The 17,773-nt window shown below is 61.3% G+C and carries 15 protein-coding genes; 12 read left to right on the top strand and 3 right to left on the bottom strand.

The window, feature by feature from the left end; translation table 11 throughout:
• Positions 1–15 precede the first annotated feature (15 nt).
• On the top strand, positions 16–1,602 hold the full coding sequence (locus ACF8GB_RS07830) for an ABC-F family ATPase (protein WP_023533837.1): 1,587 nt from the start codon (positions 16–18) through the stop codon (positions 1,600–1,602).
• On the opposite strand, the gene ACF8GB_RS07825 is transcribed toward ACF8GB_RS07830, so the two are convergent.
• Positions 1,584–2,627, bottom strand: a complete 1,044-nt coding sequence (locus ACF8GB_RS07825; RefSeq protein ID WP_058638271.1) for a dienelactone hydrolase — start codon at positions 2,625–2,627, stop codon at positions 1,584–1,586. The genes ACF8GB_RS07830 and ACF8GB_RS07825 overlap by 19 nt on opposite strands.
• Before the next feature lie 190 nt (positions 2,628–2,817).
• On the opposite strand from ACF8GB_RS07825, the gene yghU reads away from it, so the two are divergent.
• The 4 genes from yghU (at position 2,818) to ACF8GB_RS07805 (ending at position 7,277) form a co-directional block, all read left to right on the top strand.
• Positions 2,818–3,657, top strand: a complete 840-nt coding sequence (yghU, locus tag ACF8GB_RS07820) for a glutathione-dependent disulfide-bond oxidoreductase (protein ID WP_058604069.1) — start codon at positions 2,818–2,820, stop codon at positions 3,655–3,657.
• A gap of 243 nt (positions 3,658–3,900) precedes the next feature.
• Entirely contained in the window at positions 3,901–5,604 is a 1,704-nt protein-coding gene (locus ACF8GB_RS07815) for an amidase (protein ID WP_078478565.1), read from the top strand.
• An 81-nt stretch (positions 5,605–5,685) separates the two neighbouring features.
• Entirely contained in the window at positions 5,686–6,360 is a 675-nt protein-coding gene (locus ACF8GB_RS07810; protein WP_392526795.1) for a transcriptional regulator, read from the top strand.
• Positions 6,357–7,277, top strand: a complete 921-nt coding sequence (locus ACF8GB_RS07805) for a pyridoxal-phosphate dependent enzyme (protein ID WP_392526794.1) — start codon at positions 6,357–6,359, stop codon at positions 7,275–7,277. The genes ACF8GB_RS07810 and ACF8GB_RS07805 overlap by 4 nt, the downstream gene beginning before the upstream one ends.
• Before the next feature lie 130 nt (positions 7,278–7,407).
• Here ACF8GB_RS07805 and ACF8GB_RS07800 read toward each other — a convergent pair whose 3' ends face one another.
• Positions 7,408–7,617, bottom strand: coding sequence for a DUF2945 domain-containing protein (locus tag ACF8GB_RS07800; RefSeq protein ID WP_197844072.1), 210 nt, complete (start codon positions 7,615–7,617; stop codon positions 7,408–7,410).
• Between the two features lie 193 nt (positions 7,618–7,810).
• On the opposite strand from ACF8GB_RS07800, the gene nspC reads away from it, so the two are divergent.
• The 7 genes from nspC (at position 7,811) to ACF8GB_RS07765 (ending at position 16,234) form a co-directional block, all read left to right on the top strand.
• Complete coding sequence (nspC, locus tag ACF8GB_RS07795; protein ID WP_392526793.1) at positions 7,811–8,908, top strand: carboxynorspermidine decarboxylase; 1,098 nt, start codon at positions 7,811–7,813, stop codon at positions 8,906–8,908.
• Positions 8,909–8,941: 33 nt separating this feature from the next.
• Positions 8,942–10,186, top strand: coding sequence for a saccharopine dehydrogenase family protein (locus tag ACF8GB_RS07790; protein ID WP_058638276.1), 1,245 nt, complete (start codon positions 8,942–8,944; stop codon positions 10,184–10,186).
• Between the two features lie 217 nt (positions 10,187–10,403).
• Complete coding sequence (locus ACF8GB_RS07785; RefSeq protein WP_023533877.1) at positions 10,404–11,624, top strand: putative DNA modification/repair radical SAM protein; 1,221 nt, start codon at positions 10,404–10,406, stop codon at positions 11,622–11,624.
• Positions 11,615–12,463 (top strand): TIGR03915 family putative DNA repair protein, encoded by an 849-nt coding sequence (locus ACF8GB_RS07780; RefSeq protein ID WP_392526792.1) that lies wholly within the window; start codon positions 11,615–11,617, stop codon positions 12,461–12,463. The genes ACF8GB_RS07785 and ACF8GB_RS07780 overlap by 10 nt, the downstream gene beginning before the upstream one ends.
• A gap of 287 nt (positions 12,464–12,750) precedes the next feature.
• Positions 12,751–14,817, top strand: a complete 2,067-nt coding sequence (gene treS / locus ACF8GB_RS07775) for a maltose alpha-D-glucosyltransferase (protein ID WP_392526791.1) — start codon at positions 12,751–12,753, stop codon at positions 14,815–14,817.
• A gap of 76 nt (positions 14,818–14,893) precedes the next feature.
• Positions 14,894–15,517: a riboflavin synthase gene (locus ACF8GB_RS07770; protein WP_058638279.1), complete on the top strand. Its 624-nt coding sequence runs from the start codon at positions 14,894–14,896 to the stop codon at positions 15,515–15,517.
• A gap of 15 nt (positions 15,518–15,532) precedes the next feature.
• Positions 15,533–16,234, top strand: a complete 702-nt coding sequence (locus ACF8GB_RS07765) for a YoaK family protein (RefSeq protein ID WP_196125778.1) — start codon at positions 15,533–15,535, stop codon at positions 16,232–16,234.
• On the opposite strand, the gene proP is transcribed toward ACF8GB_RS07765, so the two are convergent.
• The gene (gene proP, locus ACF8GB_RS07760) at positions 16,235–17,737 is read right to left on the bottom strand and encodes a glycine betaine/L-proline transporter ProP (protein WP_058638281.1); all 1,503 of its coding nucleotides are present in this window, start codon (positions 17,735–17,737) and stop codon (positions 16,235–16,237) included.
• Positions 17,738–17,773 lie beyond the last annotated feature (36 nt).

Genomic DNA, 17,773 nt, shown 5'->3' with positions numbered 1-17,773 from the left:
TGATAGGTAAGCTCCTTGATCTCCACCGCTAATATCACCATGCAATTCGGCTCCAAGCCGCTGTTCGAAAACGTTTCGGTCAAATTCAACAACGGCAACCGCTATGGCCTGATCGGCGCCAACGGCTGCGGCAAGTCGACCTTCATGAAGATCCTGGGCGGCGACCTGGAGCCTTCTGGCGGCCAGGTGATGCTCGAGCCGAACACGCGCCTGGGCAAGCTGCGCCAGGACCAGTTCGCCTACGAAGAATTCACCGTGATCGATACCGTGATCATGGGCCACGGCCATCTCTGGAAGGTCAAGGCCGAGCGTGACCGTATCTATTCGCTGCCTGAAATGTCCGAAGAAGACGGTATGGCGGTCGCCGAGCTGGAAACGGAGTTCGCCGAAATGGACGGCTACACCGCCGAGTCCCGCGCAGGCGAATTGCTGCTGGGCCTGGGTATTCCGCTGGAGCAGCATTTCGGCCCCATGAGCGAAGTGGCGCCAGGCTGGAAACTGCGCGTGCTGCTGGCCCAGGCGTTGTTCTCCGACCCGGACGTACTGCTGCTCGACGAGCCAACCAACCACCTGGACATCAATACCATCCGCTGGTTGGAAACCGTGCTCACCGCGCGTAACAGCACCATGGTGATCATTTCCCACGACCGCCACTTCCTCAACAGCGTGTGCACCCACATGGCTGACCTGGACTACGGTGAGCTGCGCCTGTTCCCCGGCAACTACGACGAGTACATGACCGCCGCCACCCAGGCCCGCGAGCAGTTGCTGTCGGACAACGCCAAAAAGAAAGCCCAGATCGCCGAACTGCAAACCTTCGTCAGCCGCTTCTCGGCCAACGCCTCCAAGGCCAAGCAAGCCACCTCGCGGGCCAAGCAGATCGACAAGATCCAGCTGGCCGAGGTCAAGCCGTCGAGCCGGGTCAGCCCGTTCATCCGCTTCGAGCAGACCAAGAAACTGCACCGCCAGGCTGTGACGGTCGAAAAAATGGCCAAGGCCTTCGACGACAAGGTGCTGTTCAAGGACCTCGGCTTCACCGTCGAAGCCGGAGAGCGCGTCGCGATCATCGGACCCAACGGCATCGGCAAGACCACCTTGCTGCGTACGCTCGTGGGCGAGATGACCCCGGACAAGGGCGAAGTCAAATGGACCGACAGCGCGGAAGTGGGCTACTACGCCCAGGACCACGCCCATGATTTCGAAGACGACATGACCCTGTTCGACTGGATGGGCCAGTGGACATCGGGTGAGCAGGTGATCCGCGGCACGCTGGGGCGCATGCTGTTCTCCAACGATGAAATCCTCAAGTCGGTCAAGGTCATCTCCGGTGGCGAACAGGGCCGCATGCTGTTCGGCAAGCTGATTCTGCAAAAGCCCAACGTGTTGGTCATGGACGAACCGACCAACCACCTGGACATGGAATCGATCGAAGCGTTGAACCTGGCACTGGAAAACTATCCAGGCACCCTGCTCTTCGTCAGCCACGACCGTGAATTCGTCTCCTCGCTTGCGACCCGCATCATCGAGCTGTCAGCCGATGGCGTGGTGGACTTCAGCGGCACCTACGACGAATACCTGCGCAGTCAGGGCGTGGTGGCTTGATTCAGCGTAATCGCTGAACGCCTCTGAGGCTGCGGCGCATCGAGCGTCTGCTCGAAAAACGCAGCCGTCTCGCGTTGCAGCGAACGATGGATGTGCCGGCGGTCCACACCCTCGGCATCCTTGCACAGCGCCGGCATGCGCAGGGCCTGCTCGGCGTCGCAATGCGCCATGAATACGAAATGACCGGCGCCTGCCAGCAGGCGGTAGTCAGGTGTGAGGGGTAACTTGCGAGCCAGGGCCTGGGCGTTGCGATCCACCGCCACGAGCTGGTCCTTGTCGCCGCTGTAGATGAGCGCCGGCAGGTGCACATCGACCAGGGCGTGGCGTCCGAACAGCAGGCTCAGCGGCGCCATCAGCATCACTGCGCCGACGCGTGAGTCTGCCTGTGGCGAAAGTTCGCTGCGGTCGGCAATCAATACACCGTGGGTTTTGCAGGCATCGTGATCATCCGGTCGCTCGAGGCAATACGCACGCAGGCGATCAAGGTCAGGGCGCGCGCCGGCCAGGATCAAGGCAGTTTCGCCGCCAGCCGAATAGCCAATCAATCCGACTTTCCCGCCATTGAGCCGAGGCCCAAGCAGTGCATCGCTGCGCGCTGCGGTGATAGCAGCGCTGACTTGCAGCGGCCGACCGTACAGATTGCTCAGGGTGCCCAGCCGGCTGGGGTCGCGGGCATTGTCGCCTGGGTGGACCACGGCCACCACTACATACCCTTGCTTGGCCAGTGAGGTTGCCAAATAGTGCAAGGCCAGTGGGCTACCGGTGTTGCCATGCGAGAGCACGAGCAACGGAAAACGCCCTTGGGCCACAGGCGCCTCTTCAGCCACCTCCAGCGCGTAACCGTCGATGTGGCTGGCGCGGGTATGCCCCTTGGCGGGATAGAACGCCAAGGCTTGCATCGGGCGGTTGTCTACCGGGTCGGTCAGGGTCATGTGATGCAGCCCTGCCACCCAGGGCGCAGCATCAGCGGCGCCCATCGGGCCAACGACCATGGCCAGTGCCAGCAAGCAACGAGAAAGGATCATGGGGGCTCTGCGCATCTGCCACTGAATAGCTTGAGCTTAATCGCTGCCCTCCCGTCAAAAATGAAAAACCGATGAAACATCGGCTGCGCCATGGAAGATCCGTTCTGTGTTTGTGCGCGTCATCGAACCCATGGCATATAGGCAGGTCAATCAGACGTCGTCGATCATTCGCAATCGTGGAGAGCCGAGCATGAGCACACCCGCTTACCAACCCCCGAAGGTATGGCGCAACGAAGCGGCCTCGGGGGGCCACTTCGCCAGTATCAACCGGCCGGTCGCCGGGCCTACCCATGACAAGGACCTGCCAGTGGGCGAGCAACCGCTGCAGCTTTATTCGCTGGCGACACCCAATGGCGTCAAGGTCACCATCGCCCTGGAAGAGCTGCTGGAACTTGGCCATGCCGGCGCTGAATACGATGCCTGGCTGATTAGAATTGGCGAGGGTGACCAGTTCTCCAGCGGATTCGTACAGGTCAACCCCAACTCGAAGATCCCCGCATTGCTTGACCGCAGCGTCGAGCCGCCGGTGCGGGTATTCGAATCAGGCTCCATCCTGCTGTACCTGGCCGAGAAGTTCGATGCCCTGCTCCCGCAAACGGCCGCCGAGCGCACCGAAGCCCTGAACTGGCTGTTCTGGCAAATGGGCGCGGCGCCGTACTTGGGTGGTGGGTTCGGACACTTCTACGTCTATGCCCCTGAAAAGATCGAGTACGCGATCAATCGCTTCACCATGGAAGCCAAGCGCCAGCTGGACGTGCTCGACCGCCGTTTGAGCGAGACCACCTACCTTGCCGGCGGCCATTACAGCATCGCCGACATAGCCGTGTGGTCATGGTACGGCCAGCTGGTGCTGGGCAACCTCTACAACGCTGCTGAGTTTCTCGCGGTTCACGAATACCCCAATGTTCAGCGCTGGGCCCAGGCGATCGCTGCACGGCCCGCCGTGCAGCGGGGCACGCGGGTCAACCGGACCTGGGGAGATGAATCCAGCCAGGTACCGGAGCGGCATTCGGCAGCGGACCTGGACTGAACGGTCCGTTGATGTCGGGCGGCCCTGATTGCGGGGCCGCCCAGGCGTCAACGAAGCGTCCTGGCTCAATGCCCGCATGCATGCACCCATTTGCCCGTGCGCACACCTGCGCACGCTTTAACCTTCTTGTACACTCCCTGCATCAGCCTGATGCCATTCACCTCTAGGGCCGCTGCGCGGCCCCAACGATCCTGGATGAACAGCATTACCGCATTAGCCCAACCTGCACTTTCTGGTGAACGCATGATCGAGGTAACCGAGGTTTCCATTGCCGAGCTGCGCAGCGCGCTCGAGTCGGGCCGCACGACGGCGGTCGAACTGGTCAAGGCCTACCTGGCCCGCATAGACGCCTATGATGGCGCCGACACCGACACCGCCCTCAATGCCGTGGTAGTCCGCAATCCTGATGCACTGGCCGAGGCCGAGGCCTCCGACGCCCGCCGGGCCCGTGGAGAGGTGCTCGGGCCATTGGACGGGATACCCTACACCGCCAAGGACAGCTACCTGGTAAAAGGCCTGACCGCAGCGTCCGGCAGCCCGGCCTTTAAGCATCTGGTAGCCCAGCGCGACGCCTTCACCATCGAACGGCTGCGCGGGGCCGGGGCCATCTGCCTGGGCAAGACCAACATGCCACCCATGGCCAACGGTGGCATGCAGCGCGGCGTCTATGGCCGCGCCGAGAGCCCCTACAATGCGGCATACCTGACCGCGCCCTTCGCTTCAGGCTCTTCCAACGGTGCCGGTACCGCGACAGCTGCGAGCTTCAGCGCCTTCGGCCTGGCTGAGGAAACCTGGTCCAGCGGCCGCGGCCCTGCGTCGAACAATGGCCTGTGCGCCTACACACCCTCACGCGGGGTCATTTCGGTAAGGGGTAACTGGCCCCTCACGCCGACGATGGATGTGGTCGTGCCATTCGCCCGCACCATGCATGACCTGCTGGAAATTCTCGACGTGGTCGTGGCCGATGACCCTGATACCCGGGGCGACCTGTGGCGGCTGCAGCCTTGGGTGTCGATCCCGAAGCCCTCGCAGGTACGCCCAGCCAGCTACCTCGACCTGGCAGCGGGCACCGCCGCCTTGCAAGGCAAAAAGTTTGGCGTACCGCGCATGTACATCAACGCCGATGAGCACGCGGGCACGTCGGAAAAGCCGGGTATCGGCGGCCCCACTGGCCAGCGTATCCATACGCGGGCAAGTGTCATGACGCTCTGGCAGCACGCTCGCCAAGCCCTGGAAAACGCCGGTGCGCAGGTTGTGGAAGTCGACTTCCCGCTGGTCACCAACTGCGAAGGCGACCGGCCGGGCGCCCCCACCGTCTACAACCGTGGCATCGTCAGCAAGGCTTTCCTGCACGATGAGCTGTGGGAACTCTCCGGCTGGGCGTTCGACGATTTCCTGCGTGCCAACGACGATCCGAATCTCAATCGGCTGGCGGATGTGGACGGCCCGCAAATCTTCCCACACGACCCCGGCACTTTGCCTAACCGTGAGGATGATCTGGCCGCTGGCATGGACGAGTACGTCACCATGGCCAAGCGCGGCCTGAAGACGTGGGATCAGATCGAGACCCTGCCTGACGGCCTGCGTGGCCTTGAACAGACCCGCAAGATCGACCTGGAAGACTGGATGCAAACCCTTGGGCTGGATGCCGTGCTGTTCCCTACTGTGGCCGATGTAGGGCCTGCCGATGCTGATGTGAACCCGGCGTCGGCTGACATTGCCTGGAGCAATGGCGTGTGGGTGGCCAACGGCAACCTGGCCATACGCCACCTGGGCGTGCCCACGGTCACCGTGCCCATGGGCGTGATGAGCGACATTGGTATGCCGGTAGGCCTGACCTTCGCGGGGCGGGCCTACAGTGACAATGCGCTGTTGAGCTATGCCGCAGCGTTCGAAGCCACGGGTTCACGACGGATCATTCCACCACGCACCCCAGCCTTGGGCTGAAAGCACAGGTGAGCGCCAAGCGACTCGCACAAATCAACATTATGTGTAAATATGCACAAAATGTTGATTTGAAGAGTTCGCATGGCCCTGTTGCCCGAAGATGAACGCCGCTTGACCTTGAGCGTGCTCAAAGCCTCTATCGAGGCCTTGGGCAGTGTCGTCACTCACAACACCGAAATTCTGCTTCACGACCTGGACCAGCCCGAGCGGTCCGTCGTGGCCATCGTCAATGGGCACCTTTCTGGCCGGCAGGTGGGCAGTCCTATCCTGGCTGTGCCGGAGCAGGATCAGGGCCTGCAAGCCTTGATGGAGGCCGCAGCCGATCAGCAAGGCTGTGGGCCCGTTGTGCTGCCCGACTATCCGACCGCCATCAAGGGCCGCACGCTGCGCAGCGCTACCGCGATCTTTCGCGACAGCGCTGGCCACCCTTTCGCCAGCCTTTGCGTCAACACCGATGTCACCGGCCTGGACGCTGCCATGGGCTTTCTACAAAGCTTCGCGCCCATGGGCAGCTCGCCCGCAGCGGCAGAGCCCGCGGACATGGAGGCGCTGATGAGCGAGATCATCCAGGCGGCGCTGCATGACACCGGCCAAGGCCGCATGACCCGGCAAGCCAAGATCGAAGCGGTCCGCGTGATGCAGGAACGCGGGCTGTTCATCGTCAAGGGCGGCGTCGAGAAAGCGGCCAACGCCCTCGGCGTGACCCGCTATACCGTCTACAACTACCTCGAACATTTGCGCGGAGCCTCCCAATGACCTTGCACATCCGTACCCCCCTCATCGAATCACGCCCACTGTCGCTGGCTGCCGATTGCACTGTCTGGCTCAAGCTCGAGGCATTGCAGCCCTGCGGCTCCTTCAAGCTGCGCGGCGTTGCCCACGCCTGTGAGTTCCACCATGCCCGCGGCGCGAAACGGTTCGTGTCTTCCTCAGGCGGCAACGCCGGGCTTGCCGTCGCCTATGTCGGGCGCAAGCTCGGCGTTCCCGTGACCGTGGTCGTGCCCGAGACCACCACCGTGCGTGCCCAGGAATTGCTGCGTCTTGAGCACGCTGAGGTCATCGTCCACGGGCAGTCCTGGCAGGAGGCCAATGCGTTGGCGCTGAGCCTGATGGGTGACGATGCCGCGTTCATTCATCCGTTCGACGACCCTTTGCTGTGGGAAGGCCATGCCAGCCTGGTCGATGAGGTGGCCGAAGCCGGCATCAAGCCCGATGCGGTTGTGCTTTCGGTGGGCGGCGGGGGTTTGCTGAGCGGCGTCGTGCAGGGGCTACAACGTAATGGCTGGGCCGATGTGCCGATCCTGGCCGTGGAAACCCATGGCGCAGCCTCCCTGCATGCCGCCATCGAAGCCGGCGAACTGGTGACCTTGGAGCGGTTGGATACGATTGCCACCACCCTGGGCGCGAAACAGGTAGCCGAACACGCGTTTCGCTGTACCCAGCAACACCCCGTGCACAGCCTGCTGGTCAGTGACCGGCAGGCCCTGGAGGCGTGCGAGCGCTTTTTGCTGGATCACCGTCTGCTGGTCGAGCCCGCCTGCGGCGCCGCCTTGGCGGTAGCGTATGAGGCCAGCGCGCTGGCAAGCTACCGCAATGTACTGGTGGTCGTGTGCGGGGGCGCCACGGCTACCTTGGCGCAGATCCAGGCATGGCGTGCAGCGCTCGAGGCATGAACCAGCCTGCCGGGAGCGGTCATGAACCGCTCCTTGCATAACCCCGCTGCACTCTGCACGTATAGACACGGCCCAAAAAAAGCCCGTGATACACACGGGCAACTGAGCACCAACGCAATAACCTGTGTTCTCAGCCCTTCTTCAATGCCTGCTCCTTGTGCATGGCCATGTGCCCGGTCTTGTCGCTCTTGACCTCGTACTGTGGCTCCTCTTTTGAGCAATGGCGCTGACGCCCCATGAACTCGACGTCCTGGGTATGCACTTTTTCTACGGTGCCGTGTACGACCCCGGCCTCGGAATTCCAGTGCACCTTGTCACCTTTCTTGAAGGTATTGCTCATCGATTTCTCCTTGTAACCTGCGCGGGAGGATTGAGAGTGTCATCTGTCGTTGTTCTACTGAGCACGCCGAGCATAAAAAGATTCAGTCACGGCAACGATGCCCAGACGAAATGCAATTGCACCCTTTCGGTCTGCGGCGAGTGAAGGCACAATGCGTGTCCTTTTTTTGGCCGGCCTTGCCGAGGGCCTCTAAATGATCAATACGCCGTACTACCTCATCGACAAGACCAAGCTGCTGAGCAACATGCAGAAGATCGCCTATGTGCGCGAACACTCGGGTGCCAAAGCGCTGCTGGCGCTCAAGTGCTTCGCCACTTGGTCGGTGTTCGACCTGATGCAGCAGTACATGGACGGCACCACGTCGTCTTCGCTGTACGAGCTCAAGCTCGGCCGCCAGAAGTTCGCCGGCGAAACCCACGCCTACAGCGTGGCGTGGGCCGACGACGAGGTCCAGGAGATGCTCGAGAACTGCGACAAGATCATCTTCAACTCCATCGGCCAGCTGCAACGTTTCGCCGAGCAGTCCGAAGGCAAGGTACGGGGTCTGCGCGTCAACCCACAAGTCAGCAGCTCGGACTATCAGCTGGCCGACCCGGCACGCCCGTTCAGCCGCCTAGGGGAATGGGACCCTGCCAAGATCGAAACCGTAATCGATCAGGTATCGGGGTTCATGTTCCACAACAACTGCGAGAACGGCGACTTCGCCCTGTTCGACCAGATGCTGACCCGCATCGAGGAACGTTTCGGCCACCTGCTGCACAAAGTGAAATGGGTAAGCCTGGGCGGCGGCATCCATTTCACCGGCGAAGGCTATGCGCTGGAAGATTTCTGCGCGCGTCTGAAGGCGTTCTCGCAAACCTATGGCGTACAGGTTTACCTGGAGCCAGGTGAAGCCGCGATCACCCAGAGCGCTTCGCTGGAAGTGACCGTGCTGGACACGCTGTACAACGGTAAGCACCTGGCCGTGGTCGACAGCTCGATCGAAGCGCACATGCTCGACCTGCTGATCTACCGCCTCAATGCCAAGATGGCGCCCAACGACGGTGAGCACACCTACATGGTATGCGGCAAATCGTGCCTGGCCGGCGATATTTTCGGTGAATACCAGTTCGAACGCCCACTGGCGATCGGCGACCGCCTGTCCTTCGTGGATGCTGCGGGTTACACCATGGTCAAGAAAAACTGGTTCAACGGTTTGAAGATGCCATCCATCGTGGTCAAGCAACTCGACGGCAGCGTCGAGGTGGTGCGCGAGTTCGGTTTCGAAGACTACGTTTCCAGCCTGTCGTAAGACAGGCCTCGTCTGTAAGGAGCAACAGGTAAATTGAAGAAGAACGTTCTTATCATTGGTGCAGGAGGTGTCGCCAAGGTGGTGGCCCACAAGTGCGCGCAGCATAACGACGAACTGGGTCGTATTGCCATCGCGTCACGGAACATCTCCAAATGCCAGGCCATCATCGACAGCGTCAAGGCCAAGGGTAGCCTCAAGGTACCCGCCGACATCCAGGCCTTTTCGCTCAATGCCCTCGACGTCGAGGCGACCAAGGCATTGATCCGCGAAACCGAATCGCAAATCGTGATCAATGTCGGCTCTGCATTCCTGAACATGTCGGTGCTGCGTGCATGCATCGATACCGGCGCTGCCTACCTGGATACTGCCATCCACGAAGAGCCGGGCAAGATCTGTGAAACCCCGCCATGGTACGGAAACTACGAGTGGAAACACCTCGAAGAGTGCCAGGCCAAGAACATCACGGCCATTCTCGGTGTCGGTTTCGACCCGGGCGTGGTCAACAGCTACGCAAAGCTTGCGCAGCAGCAGTATTTCGACCGCATTGATTCGATCGACATCCTCGACGTCAATGCAGGCTCGCATGGCAAGTACTTTGCCACCAACTTCGACCCGGAAATCAATTTCCGCGAGTTCACCGGGCAGGTGTGGAGCTGGCAGAACAGCCAGTGGACCAGCAACACCATGTTCGAAGTCAAGCGCACCGATGACCTGCCCGTGGTGGGTTCGCAAAACCTGTACCTCACCGGTCACGATGAAGTGCACTCCATCTCCAAGAACCTGAACGTACCCAACGTCCGGTTCTGGATGAGTTTCGGCGAGCACTACATCAATGTGTTCACGGTCCTGAAAAACCTGGGCCTGCTCAGCGAGCAGCCGGTCAAGACCGCAGAAGGCCTGGAAGTGGTACCGCTGAAAGTGGTCAAGGCCGTGCTGCCTGATCCAGCGTCCCTGGCGCCTGGCTACACCGGCAAGACCTGCATTGGTGACCTGGTCAAGGGCACCAAGGACGGGCAACCGCGTGAAGTGTTCATCTACAACGTGGCCGATCACGAAGAGGCGTACGCCGAAACGGACAGCCAGGGCATTTCCTATACCGCTGGCGTACCACCGGTAGCCGCTGCCTTGCTGGTGGCTCGCGGCGAGTGGGATGCCAAGCGCATGGTCAACGTCGAGGAGCTGCCTGCCGAGCCGTTCCTCAAGGCGCTGGACGTGATGGGCCTGCCAACCCGTGTGAAGGACGAAAAAGGCGACCGTCCGTGGGACGCTGAAGCCTGATTCACCCAAGAGGGCGCCTTCGAGGCGCCCTCTTCTTTTATCGCCCAACCCCACCATGTCTTTCACGAGCGCTGAAACCCAGTAGCTGCCCGCGCCATCAACCACTCATCGGATAACCTAGGAATCTGCTCGGATATCTCGCCGCGCGGCGTTCAGCACTTGCAATTGACCTTAGCCCTCAATACTGTATGAATATTCAGTACGACAGGTAAGAGTCATGCAACTGATCGCCAAACTGGGCATTCTTGCCGATGCCGCCAAGTACGATGCATCTTGCGCCAGCAGTGGTGCGCCAAAGCGCAGCTCGCGTGGCGGCAACGGTTTGGGCGCTACCAACGGCATGGGCATTTGCCACAGCTACACCCCAGATGGTCGCTGCGTGTCTCTGCTGAAGATTCTGCTTACCAACTTTTGCCTGTACGACTGCCAGTATTGCGTCAACCGACGCTCGAGCAATGTGCCCCGCGCACGGTTCAGCCCTGAAGAAGTGGTGCGCCTGACGCTGGACTTCTACCGGCGCAACTGCATCAGTGGCCTGTTTTTGAGCTCGGGCATCATCCGCTCGGCTGACTACACCATGGAGCAGCTGATCAGGGTCGCGCGGTTGCTGCGCGAAGAACATAACTTCCGTGGCTATATCCATCTCAAGACCATTCCGGACGCCGATCCGCTGTTGATCGAAGAAGCAGGCCGTCTGGCCGATCGCTTGAGCGTTAACATCGAACTGCCTACCGACGACAGCCTCAAGCGCCTGGCACCGGAAAAGCAAGCATCGACCATCCGTCAAGCCATGGGCGTGATTCATCAAGGGCAGCAAGCGGTAGCCAACGAGCCTCGCGCCCCGCGCTTCACCCCTGCCGGTCAAAGTACCCAGGTCATCGTCGGGGCTGACAGTACTGACGACAGCACACTGCTGCGCAATGCCGAATCGCTGTACCAAGGGTACGGCCTCAAACGTGTCTACTACTCAGCCTTCAGCCCCATCCCCGACAGCCCTGGCAGCGTGCCACTGGCCGCCCCGCCTCTGCTGCGTGAACACCGCCTGTATCAAGCCGATTTTCTCTTGCGCGGGTACGGGTACAAGGCCGGCGAGCTGTTGGGACAAACTGGCAACCTGGCGCTGGATATCGATCCCAAATTGGCATGGGCGCTGGCCAATCGCGAAGTGTTCCCGCTGGATGTGAACCGCGCAGAGCCCGCGCTGCTGGCCCGTATTCCAGGCATAGGCCTGCGCAGCGTGCAGCGTCTGGTCGCCTTGCGCCGTGAGCGGCGTATCCGCTATGACGACCTGATCCAGCTGCGTTGCGTGCTCGACAAGGCCCGGCCCTTTATCGTCACCAGTGATTATCGCCCTGCCCAGGCCGACCTTCGCAGCAGCCTGCTGCGTGCCCGCCTGCGTGAACCACAGGCACCGGTCCAAATGGGGCTTTGGGGGTGATAGCGCTCGATTGCGATGACCTGTTCGGCGTCTGGCGGGATCAGGCCAGAGCCTTGCTGAGCCATGGCGTCGATCCGTCACAAGTCACCTGGTCCCATGGGCCCATGACCGACATGCTGGCCGACACCACCACGCTGCCGGCCGGTACGGGCCCGTTTCGGGCGAAGGTGCCGGCGGCCTTGCTCGGTCAACTGGAGGAAGCGGCACGCTATCACGGCGAGCAGCGGTGGAATCTGTTGTACGAAGTGCTGTGGCGGGTTGCTCACGGCGACCGCACGGCGATGCTGGCCGGTGATCGGCTGGGCAGCGAGCTGCATCGACGCATTAAGCAAGTCAGCCGCGAAGCCCATCACCTGCATGCGTTTTTGCGGTTCGTGCCGCTGCCTGAAGCGTTGGTCGAGCACTTGCAATTGGACCTGGTCGCTTTTCACGAACCTGCTCACGACATTCTGCAAAGCGCCAGCCCGCATTTTGCCGATAGGCTGGGGCGGCTGCGGTGGCTGATCGCAACGCCACGCGATGGCATCCGCTATGACGGCCGCCGCTTCGACTATCAACGGCAATGCCCGGAGCTCTGGCGGCAATGGGCGCAGCACGCAGAAGACCCTGGCGCCGAATTGTGGCGAACCTATTACCGCCACACCTTCAACCCCGCCCGGCTGAACCCCAATGCCCTGCGCCTGCACATGCCTGGCCGCTTCTGGCGCCACTTGCCAGAAGGGATGCTTATTCCTCAACTCGAGGGGCTGGCACGCCAAGGCAAGCAGCGGGACGGCCAGGCCTTGGAAGTCGCAGCCCAGGCTGGCAAGCAGATCAACAAGGCCTCGCGGAACAGTTGACTGCCGGAGCCCGAAAAGCGCGCCTGCCACAAACCCCGTGTTGAGCCGTAATGCTGTTCACTTAGGGCCGCTTCGCGACCCATCGCGGCACTAGGCCGCTCCCACCCTGACTGCGTGACGCTTGAGTCAAAGGGCTCACAGGACAGTGTGGAAGCGGCCTTGTGCCGCGATGGGCCGTGAAACGGCCCCAACGATCTTAAGTGAACAGCACTACGTGTTGAGCCGAACGTTCCGCGTGCCCTGCCGTCATAACCTGAGCCGGTGCCGACACGCAAAGAGGACGCGAGATGACCCAACCCGACCCGTCATACGTCAAGTGGCTTGAAGAACGCTCCATGCTAAAGGCATCCCAGGAGCGGGCCAGCCTGTACTCCGGGCAAGCGCGACTGTGGCAAAAGCCCTACGCCCTGGCCCAGCCGCGCCGTGCGACAGAAATCGCTTCGGTCTGGCTGACGGTTTACCCCGATGCGATCATCGCGCCCGACGGTTGCTCGGTGCTGGGCGCTTTGGCCCATGAAGCGCTCTGGAAGCGCCTGTCAGAAATTGGTATTCAAGGTGTCCACACCGGGCCAATCAAGCGTTCCGGCGGTATCAGCGGGCGCGAGCTTACGCCGAGCGTGGACGGCAACTTCGACCGGATCAGCTTTGACATCGACCCGCTCTACGGTACCGAGCAGGAACTGATACAGATGAGCCGCATGGCCGCCGCCCACAATGCCGTCACCATCGATGACCTGATCCCGTCGCACACCGGCAAAGGCGCCGATTTCCGCCTGGCCGAGCTGGGGCTGGCGCCCTACCCAGGCCTCTACCACATGGTCGAGATCCGTGAAGAGGATTGGGGGCTGCTTCCTGACGTGCCCGAAGGCCGCGATTCAGTCAACCTGCTCCCCGCTCAGTGCGACGAGCTCAAGGCACGCCACTACATCGTCGGTCAGCTACAACGGGTGATCTTCTTCGAGCCGGGCGTCAAGGAGACCGACTGGAGCGCCACGGCGCCAATCACGGGCGTGGATGGCAAGACCCGCCGGTGGGTTTACCTGCATTATTTCAAGGACGGTCAACCCTCCCTGAACTGGCTCGACCCGACCTTCACGGCGCAGCAGATGATCATAGGCGATGCCCTGCATGCCCTGGACTGCCTGGGCGCACGTGGTTTGCGCCTGGATGCCAATGGTTTCCTGGGTGTCGAAACACGCGCCAGCGGCACCGCCTGGTCGGAAAGCCACCCCTTGTCGCTGGTCGGTAACCAGTTGATCGGTGGCATGATCCGCAAGGCAGGGGGGTTCAGCTTCCAGGAGCTGAACCTCACCCTCGATGACATCGCCCAGATGTCCAGCGGCGGGGCCGACCTGTCCTACGACTTCATTACCCGACCGGCCTATCAGCACGCGCTACTGACCGGCGATACCGAATTCCTGCGCTTGATGTTCAAGGAAATGCACGCCTTCGGCATCGACCCAGCCTCGCTGATTCATGCGTTGCAAAACCATGATGAGTTGACGGTCGAGCTGGTGCATTTCTGGACCCTGCATGCGCATGACATGTACCTGTACAAGGGCCAGACCTTGCCCGGCAGCATCTTGCGCGAGCATATCCGGGAGGAAATCTACGAGCGCCTGTCCGGTGAGCATGCACCTTACAACCTGCGGTTCGTCACCAATGGCATCTCTTGCACCACGGCCAGCTTGATCACCGCTGCCTTGGGTATCCGGGAGCTTGATGACATCACCTCCGAGCAAGTTGAATCGATTCAGAAGCTGCATCTGCTGCTGGTGATGTACAACGCCATGCAGCCTGGTGTGGTGGCCATATCCGGTTGGGACCTGGTGGGTGCCCTGCCCTTGCCTGCCGAAGCGGTGGCTGAGCGGATGACCGACGGCGACACACGTTGGATACACCGCGGCGGTTATGATCTGGCAGGTCTGGACCCAGAGGCCCAGGCCTCAGTGCGCGGTATGCCGCGTGCCCGTGCCTTGTACGGCAGCCTTGATGAACAACTCGAGCGCAGTGACTCGTTCGCCAGCAAGGTCAAAAAGCTGCTCGCGGTTCGCCAGGCATATGGCATCGCCACTAGCCGACAACTGCTGGTGCCCGACGTGACCTCGCCTGGCCTGCTGGTGATGGTGCATGAACTGCCTGCAGGGCGCGGTATCCAGATAACCGCCCTGAACTTCAGCCAGGACGAAATCAGTGAGGAGCTGCAACTGACCGGTTTCACGCCAGGCCCTGTGGTGGACATGATCAACGAAACGGTCGAGGGCGATTTGACCGAGGACGGACGCTTGATGGTTAATCTGGACCCCTATGAGGCGTTGTGCCTGCGCATCGTCAACAGCAGTGGTCACGTCTGAGGTGCGGTGACTTGCATTTGCGGGCGCCTGGGCATAGTTTGCGCAAGTCAACTTACCCGTGCCCAGGAGCAACGCAATGTACACCGGCATCGTCCAGGCCGTCCGCCCTCTGCTTGATGTAGCCCGTCACCCTGGCCACAACCAGTTCACCATCGACCTCACCCCGGCACTGCTCGACGATCTGAAGATCGGTGCCAGCGTCAGCGTTGAGGGGACCTGCCTGTCGGTCACCGAGATCGAAGGCACACACGTTCGCTTCGACGCCATGACCGCAACGCTGGAGCGCACTAACCTGCGTTGCTTGCAGGCCGGCCAAGGAGTGAACATCGAGCGTTCGGCGAAAATGAATGCAGAGGTGGGCGGCCACCTCATGGCTGGCCACATCGCCACCACTGCAGCCATCGTAGACATCTCCATCGCTGCCACCGGTGCATACATCAAGTTCCGCATGCCGCCAGAGTGGGCCAAGTATGTCTTTTCCCGCGGCTTCATTGGCGTCAATGGCTGCAGCCTCACCGTCGCCGACATCGAGGACAACGTGGTCACTGTCAACCTCATTCCAGAAACCCTGCGCCAGACCACGTTTACCCGTTATCAGGAAGGCGACTTGCTCAATATCGAAGTCGACCACCACACCATGGTGCTGGTCGATGTCGTGGAGCGCACCATTCGCAATACCCTGGCCCGCGAGCAACGGTAGACCCGAGGACTGCACATGCTCCCTGCCGCCGCAGCCACACCTCCTTCCAAGCGCCATCGTGTCCACCGGTTACGAGGCCGCGTAGGGCTCGGTCTGGTGGCCGGCCTGTCGGTACTGGCAGGGATGACCGATGCCATCGGTTTGTTGGCCTTGGGCGATTTCGTCTCGTTCATGAGCGGCAACACCACGCGCCTTGCCGTCGCCATCAACGAAGTCGATGGCCCGATGATCCTGCGCCTGGCAGGCGCGCTGCTGGGCTTCGTGGCTGGCAATACCTTGGGTGTGGTGCTGGCGCACAAGTGCCGGCGCCGTGCCTGGCCCGTACTGCTGGTGGTAGCGGTGCTGCTTGGGTTTGCGGGGATGCTGCCAGCGCCGGATACCTCAATACCCTTGTTGGCCGCCACACTGGCGATGGGGATGATCAATGCCGTGGTTGAGCAGGTCAACGGTCTGCCGATTGGCCTGACCTATGTTACCGGTGCCCTTTCGCGATTTGGCCGTGGCCTGGGCCACTGGATGCTGGGCGCTCGCCGCCATGGCTGGCGGGTGCAACTGGTGCCTTGGCTGGGCATGCTGCTGGGAGCAGCATGTGGCGCTTGGTTGCAGAAACACCTAGGGCTGCAGGCTATGGTCGGCAGTTGCGTCCTGACCTGCCTGCTGACCCTGGTGTCGCTGTTCATCCCTCGTGCCTGGCAGCGAGGCTACATGCCCCGCTGATCAATCGATACGTGGATGCTGCTGCACCAGCAGCTTGCGCTTGGCTTCCAATTCAGCGATCTGGGTATCGATGTCTTCGATCTTCTGCTCGATATTGTCGTGGTGCTCCTGAAGCAGCTCGCGAGCCTCGTCGATGTCAGACGCTGCTGGCGCCGCGCCACGCAACGGCTTGTTGGCCGTTTCTTTCATGGTCACCCCAGTGATGAAACCAATCACGGCAATCACCATCAGGTAGTAGGCGGGCATGTACAGGTTGCCGGAGCTTTCCACCAGCCAGGCGGCCAAAGTTGGGGTAAGGCCTGCAATCAGCACCGAAATGTTGAAGGCACTGGCCAAGGCGCTGTAGCGGATATGCGTCGGGAACATCGCTGGCAGGGTCGATGCCATCACGCCAATGAAGAAGTTCAGCAGCACGGCCATCAGCAGCAGGCCGGCGAAGATCAAGCCCAGCACACCGCTGTTGATCAGCATGAAGGCAGGGATTGCCGCCGCAAAAAGGCCGACGCTACCCAGGATGATGAAGGGGCGACGGCCGAACTTGTCGCTCAGAAGACCGATTATCGGCTGCACGAACAGCATGCCCACCATGATCGCGATGATGATCAGTACACCATGATCTTCGCTGTAATGCAGGTTGTGGGACAGGTAGCTGGGCATGTAGGTGAGCAGCATGTAGTACGTGACGTTGGTCGCGATCACCACGCCGATGCAGGTGATCAGGCTACGCCAGTGCTTGGTCGCCACTTCCTTGAACGACACCTTCGGCCCGGAAGCCAGGCCTTCACGGTCACCTTGCTCCAGTTTGTCGACATGCTGCTGGAAGGCTGGGGTCTCCTCCAGCGCATGACGCAAGTACAGGCCAATCATACCCAGCGGCAAAGCCAGGAAGAACGGCAGGCGCCAGCCCCATTCAAGGAATTTCTCTTCACCCATCACGGTGGAGATCATCACCACCACGCCGGCGCCCAGGACGAAGCCGGCGATGGAGCCAAAGTCCAACCAGCTGCCCAGGAAACCACGCTTGCGATCAGGTGCATACTCGGCCACGAAGATCGACGCGCCGGTGTACTCACCGCCTACCGAGAAGCCCTGGGCCATCTTGGCCAGCAACAGCAGGATCGGTGCCCATATGCCGATACTGTCATAGGACGGTATCAGGCCAATGGCGAATGTGCTCAAGGACATGATGACGATGGTGGCGGCGAGAATCTTCTGTCGCCCGAAGCGGTCGCCGAGCGCGCCGAAGAACAACCCACCCAGTGGTCGGATCAGGAACGGCACGGAGAAGGTGGCCAGCGCGGCAATCATTTGAACGCTGGGGTCGGCATTGGGGAAGAACACTTTGCCCAGGGCATAGGCGACGAAGCCATAGACGCCGAAGTCGAACCACTCCATCGCGTTGCCCAGCGCAGCGGCGGTAATGGCCTTGCGCATCTTGGCGTCGTCGACGATGGTGATGTCCTTCAGGCCAATCGGCTGAACCCTTTTTTTGCGAGATTTCATTTATTTATCCCTGACGGTGACTGCTCTAAGGGATCA

Origin of the sequence: Pseudomonas sp. xss_4 (genome assembly GCF_043104125.1) — a bacterium.
Classification (GTDB): Bacteria; Pseudomonadota; Gammaproteobacteria; order Pseudomonadales; family Pseudomonadaceae; genus Aquipseudomonas; species Aquipseudomonas parafulva_B.
This window is presented reverse-complemented; position numbering and strand designations above follow the sequence as displayed.

Coding starts and splice junctions, on each gene's coding strand:
- ACF8GB_RS07825 (WP_058638271.1), bottom strand. CDS start 2,627: ATGATCCTTTCTCGTTGCTTGCTGGCACTGGCCATGGTCGTTGGCCCG.
- yghU (WP_058604069.1), top strand. CDS start 2,818: ATGAGCACACCCGCTTACCAACCCCCGAAGGTATGGCGCAACGAAGCG.
- ACF8GB_RS07815 (WP_078478565.1), top strand. CDS start 3,901: ATGATCGAGGTAACCGAGGTTTCCATTGCCGAGCTGCGCAGCGCGCTC.
- ACF8GB_RS07810 (WP_392526795.1), top strand. CDS start 5,686: ATGGCCCTGTTGCCCGAAGATGAACGCCGCTTGACCTTGAGCGTGCTC.
- ACF8GB_RS07805 (WP_392526794.1), top strand. CDS start 6,357: ATGACCTTGCACATCCGTACCCCCCTCATCGAATCACGCCCACTGTCG.
- ACF8GB_RS07800 (WP_197844072.1), bottom strand. CDS start 7,617: ATGAGCAATACCTTCAAGAAAGGTGACAAGGTGCACTGGAATTCCGAG.
- nspC (WP_392526793.1), top strand. CDS start 7,811: ATGATCAATACGCCGTACTACCTCATCGACAAGACCAAGCTGCTGAGC.
- ACF8GB_RS07785 (WP_023533877.1), top strand. CDS start 10,404: ATGCAACTGATCGCCAAACTGGGCATTCTTGCCGATGCCGCCAAGTAC.
- treS (WP_392526791.1), top strand. CDS start 12,751: ATGACCCAACCCGACCCGTCATACGTCAAGTGGCTTGAAGAACGCTCC.
- ACF8GB_RS07770 (WP_058638279.1), top strand. CDS start 14,894: ATGTACACCGGCATCGTCCAGGCCGTCCGCCCTCTGCTTGATGTAGCC.
- ACF8GB_RS07765 (WP_196125778.1), top strand. CDS start 15,533: ATGCTCCCTGCCGCCGCAGCCACACCTCCTTCCAAGCGCCATCGTGTC.
- proP (WP_058638281.1), bottom strand. CDS start 17,737: ATGAAATCTCGCAAAAAAAGGGTTCAGCCGATTGGCCTGAAGGACATC.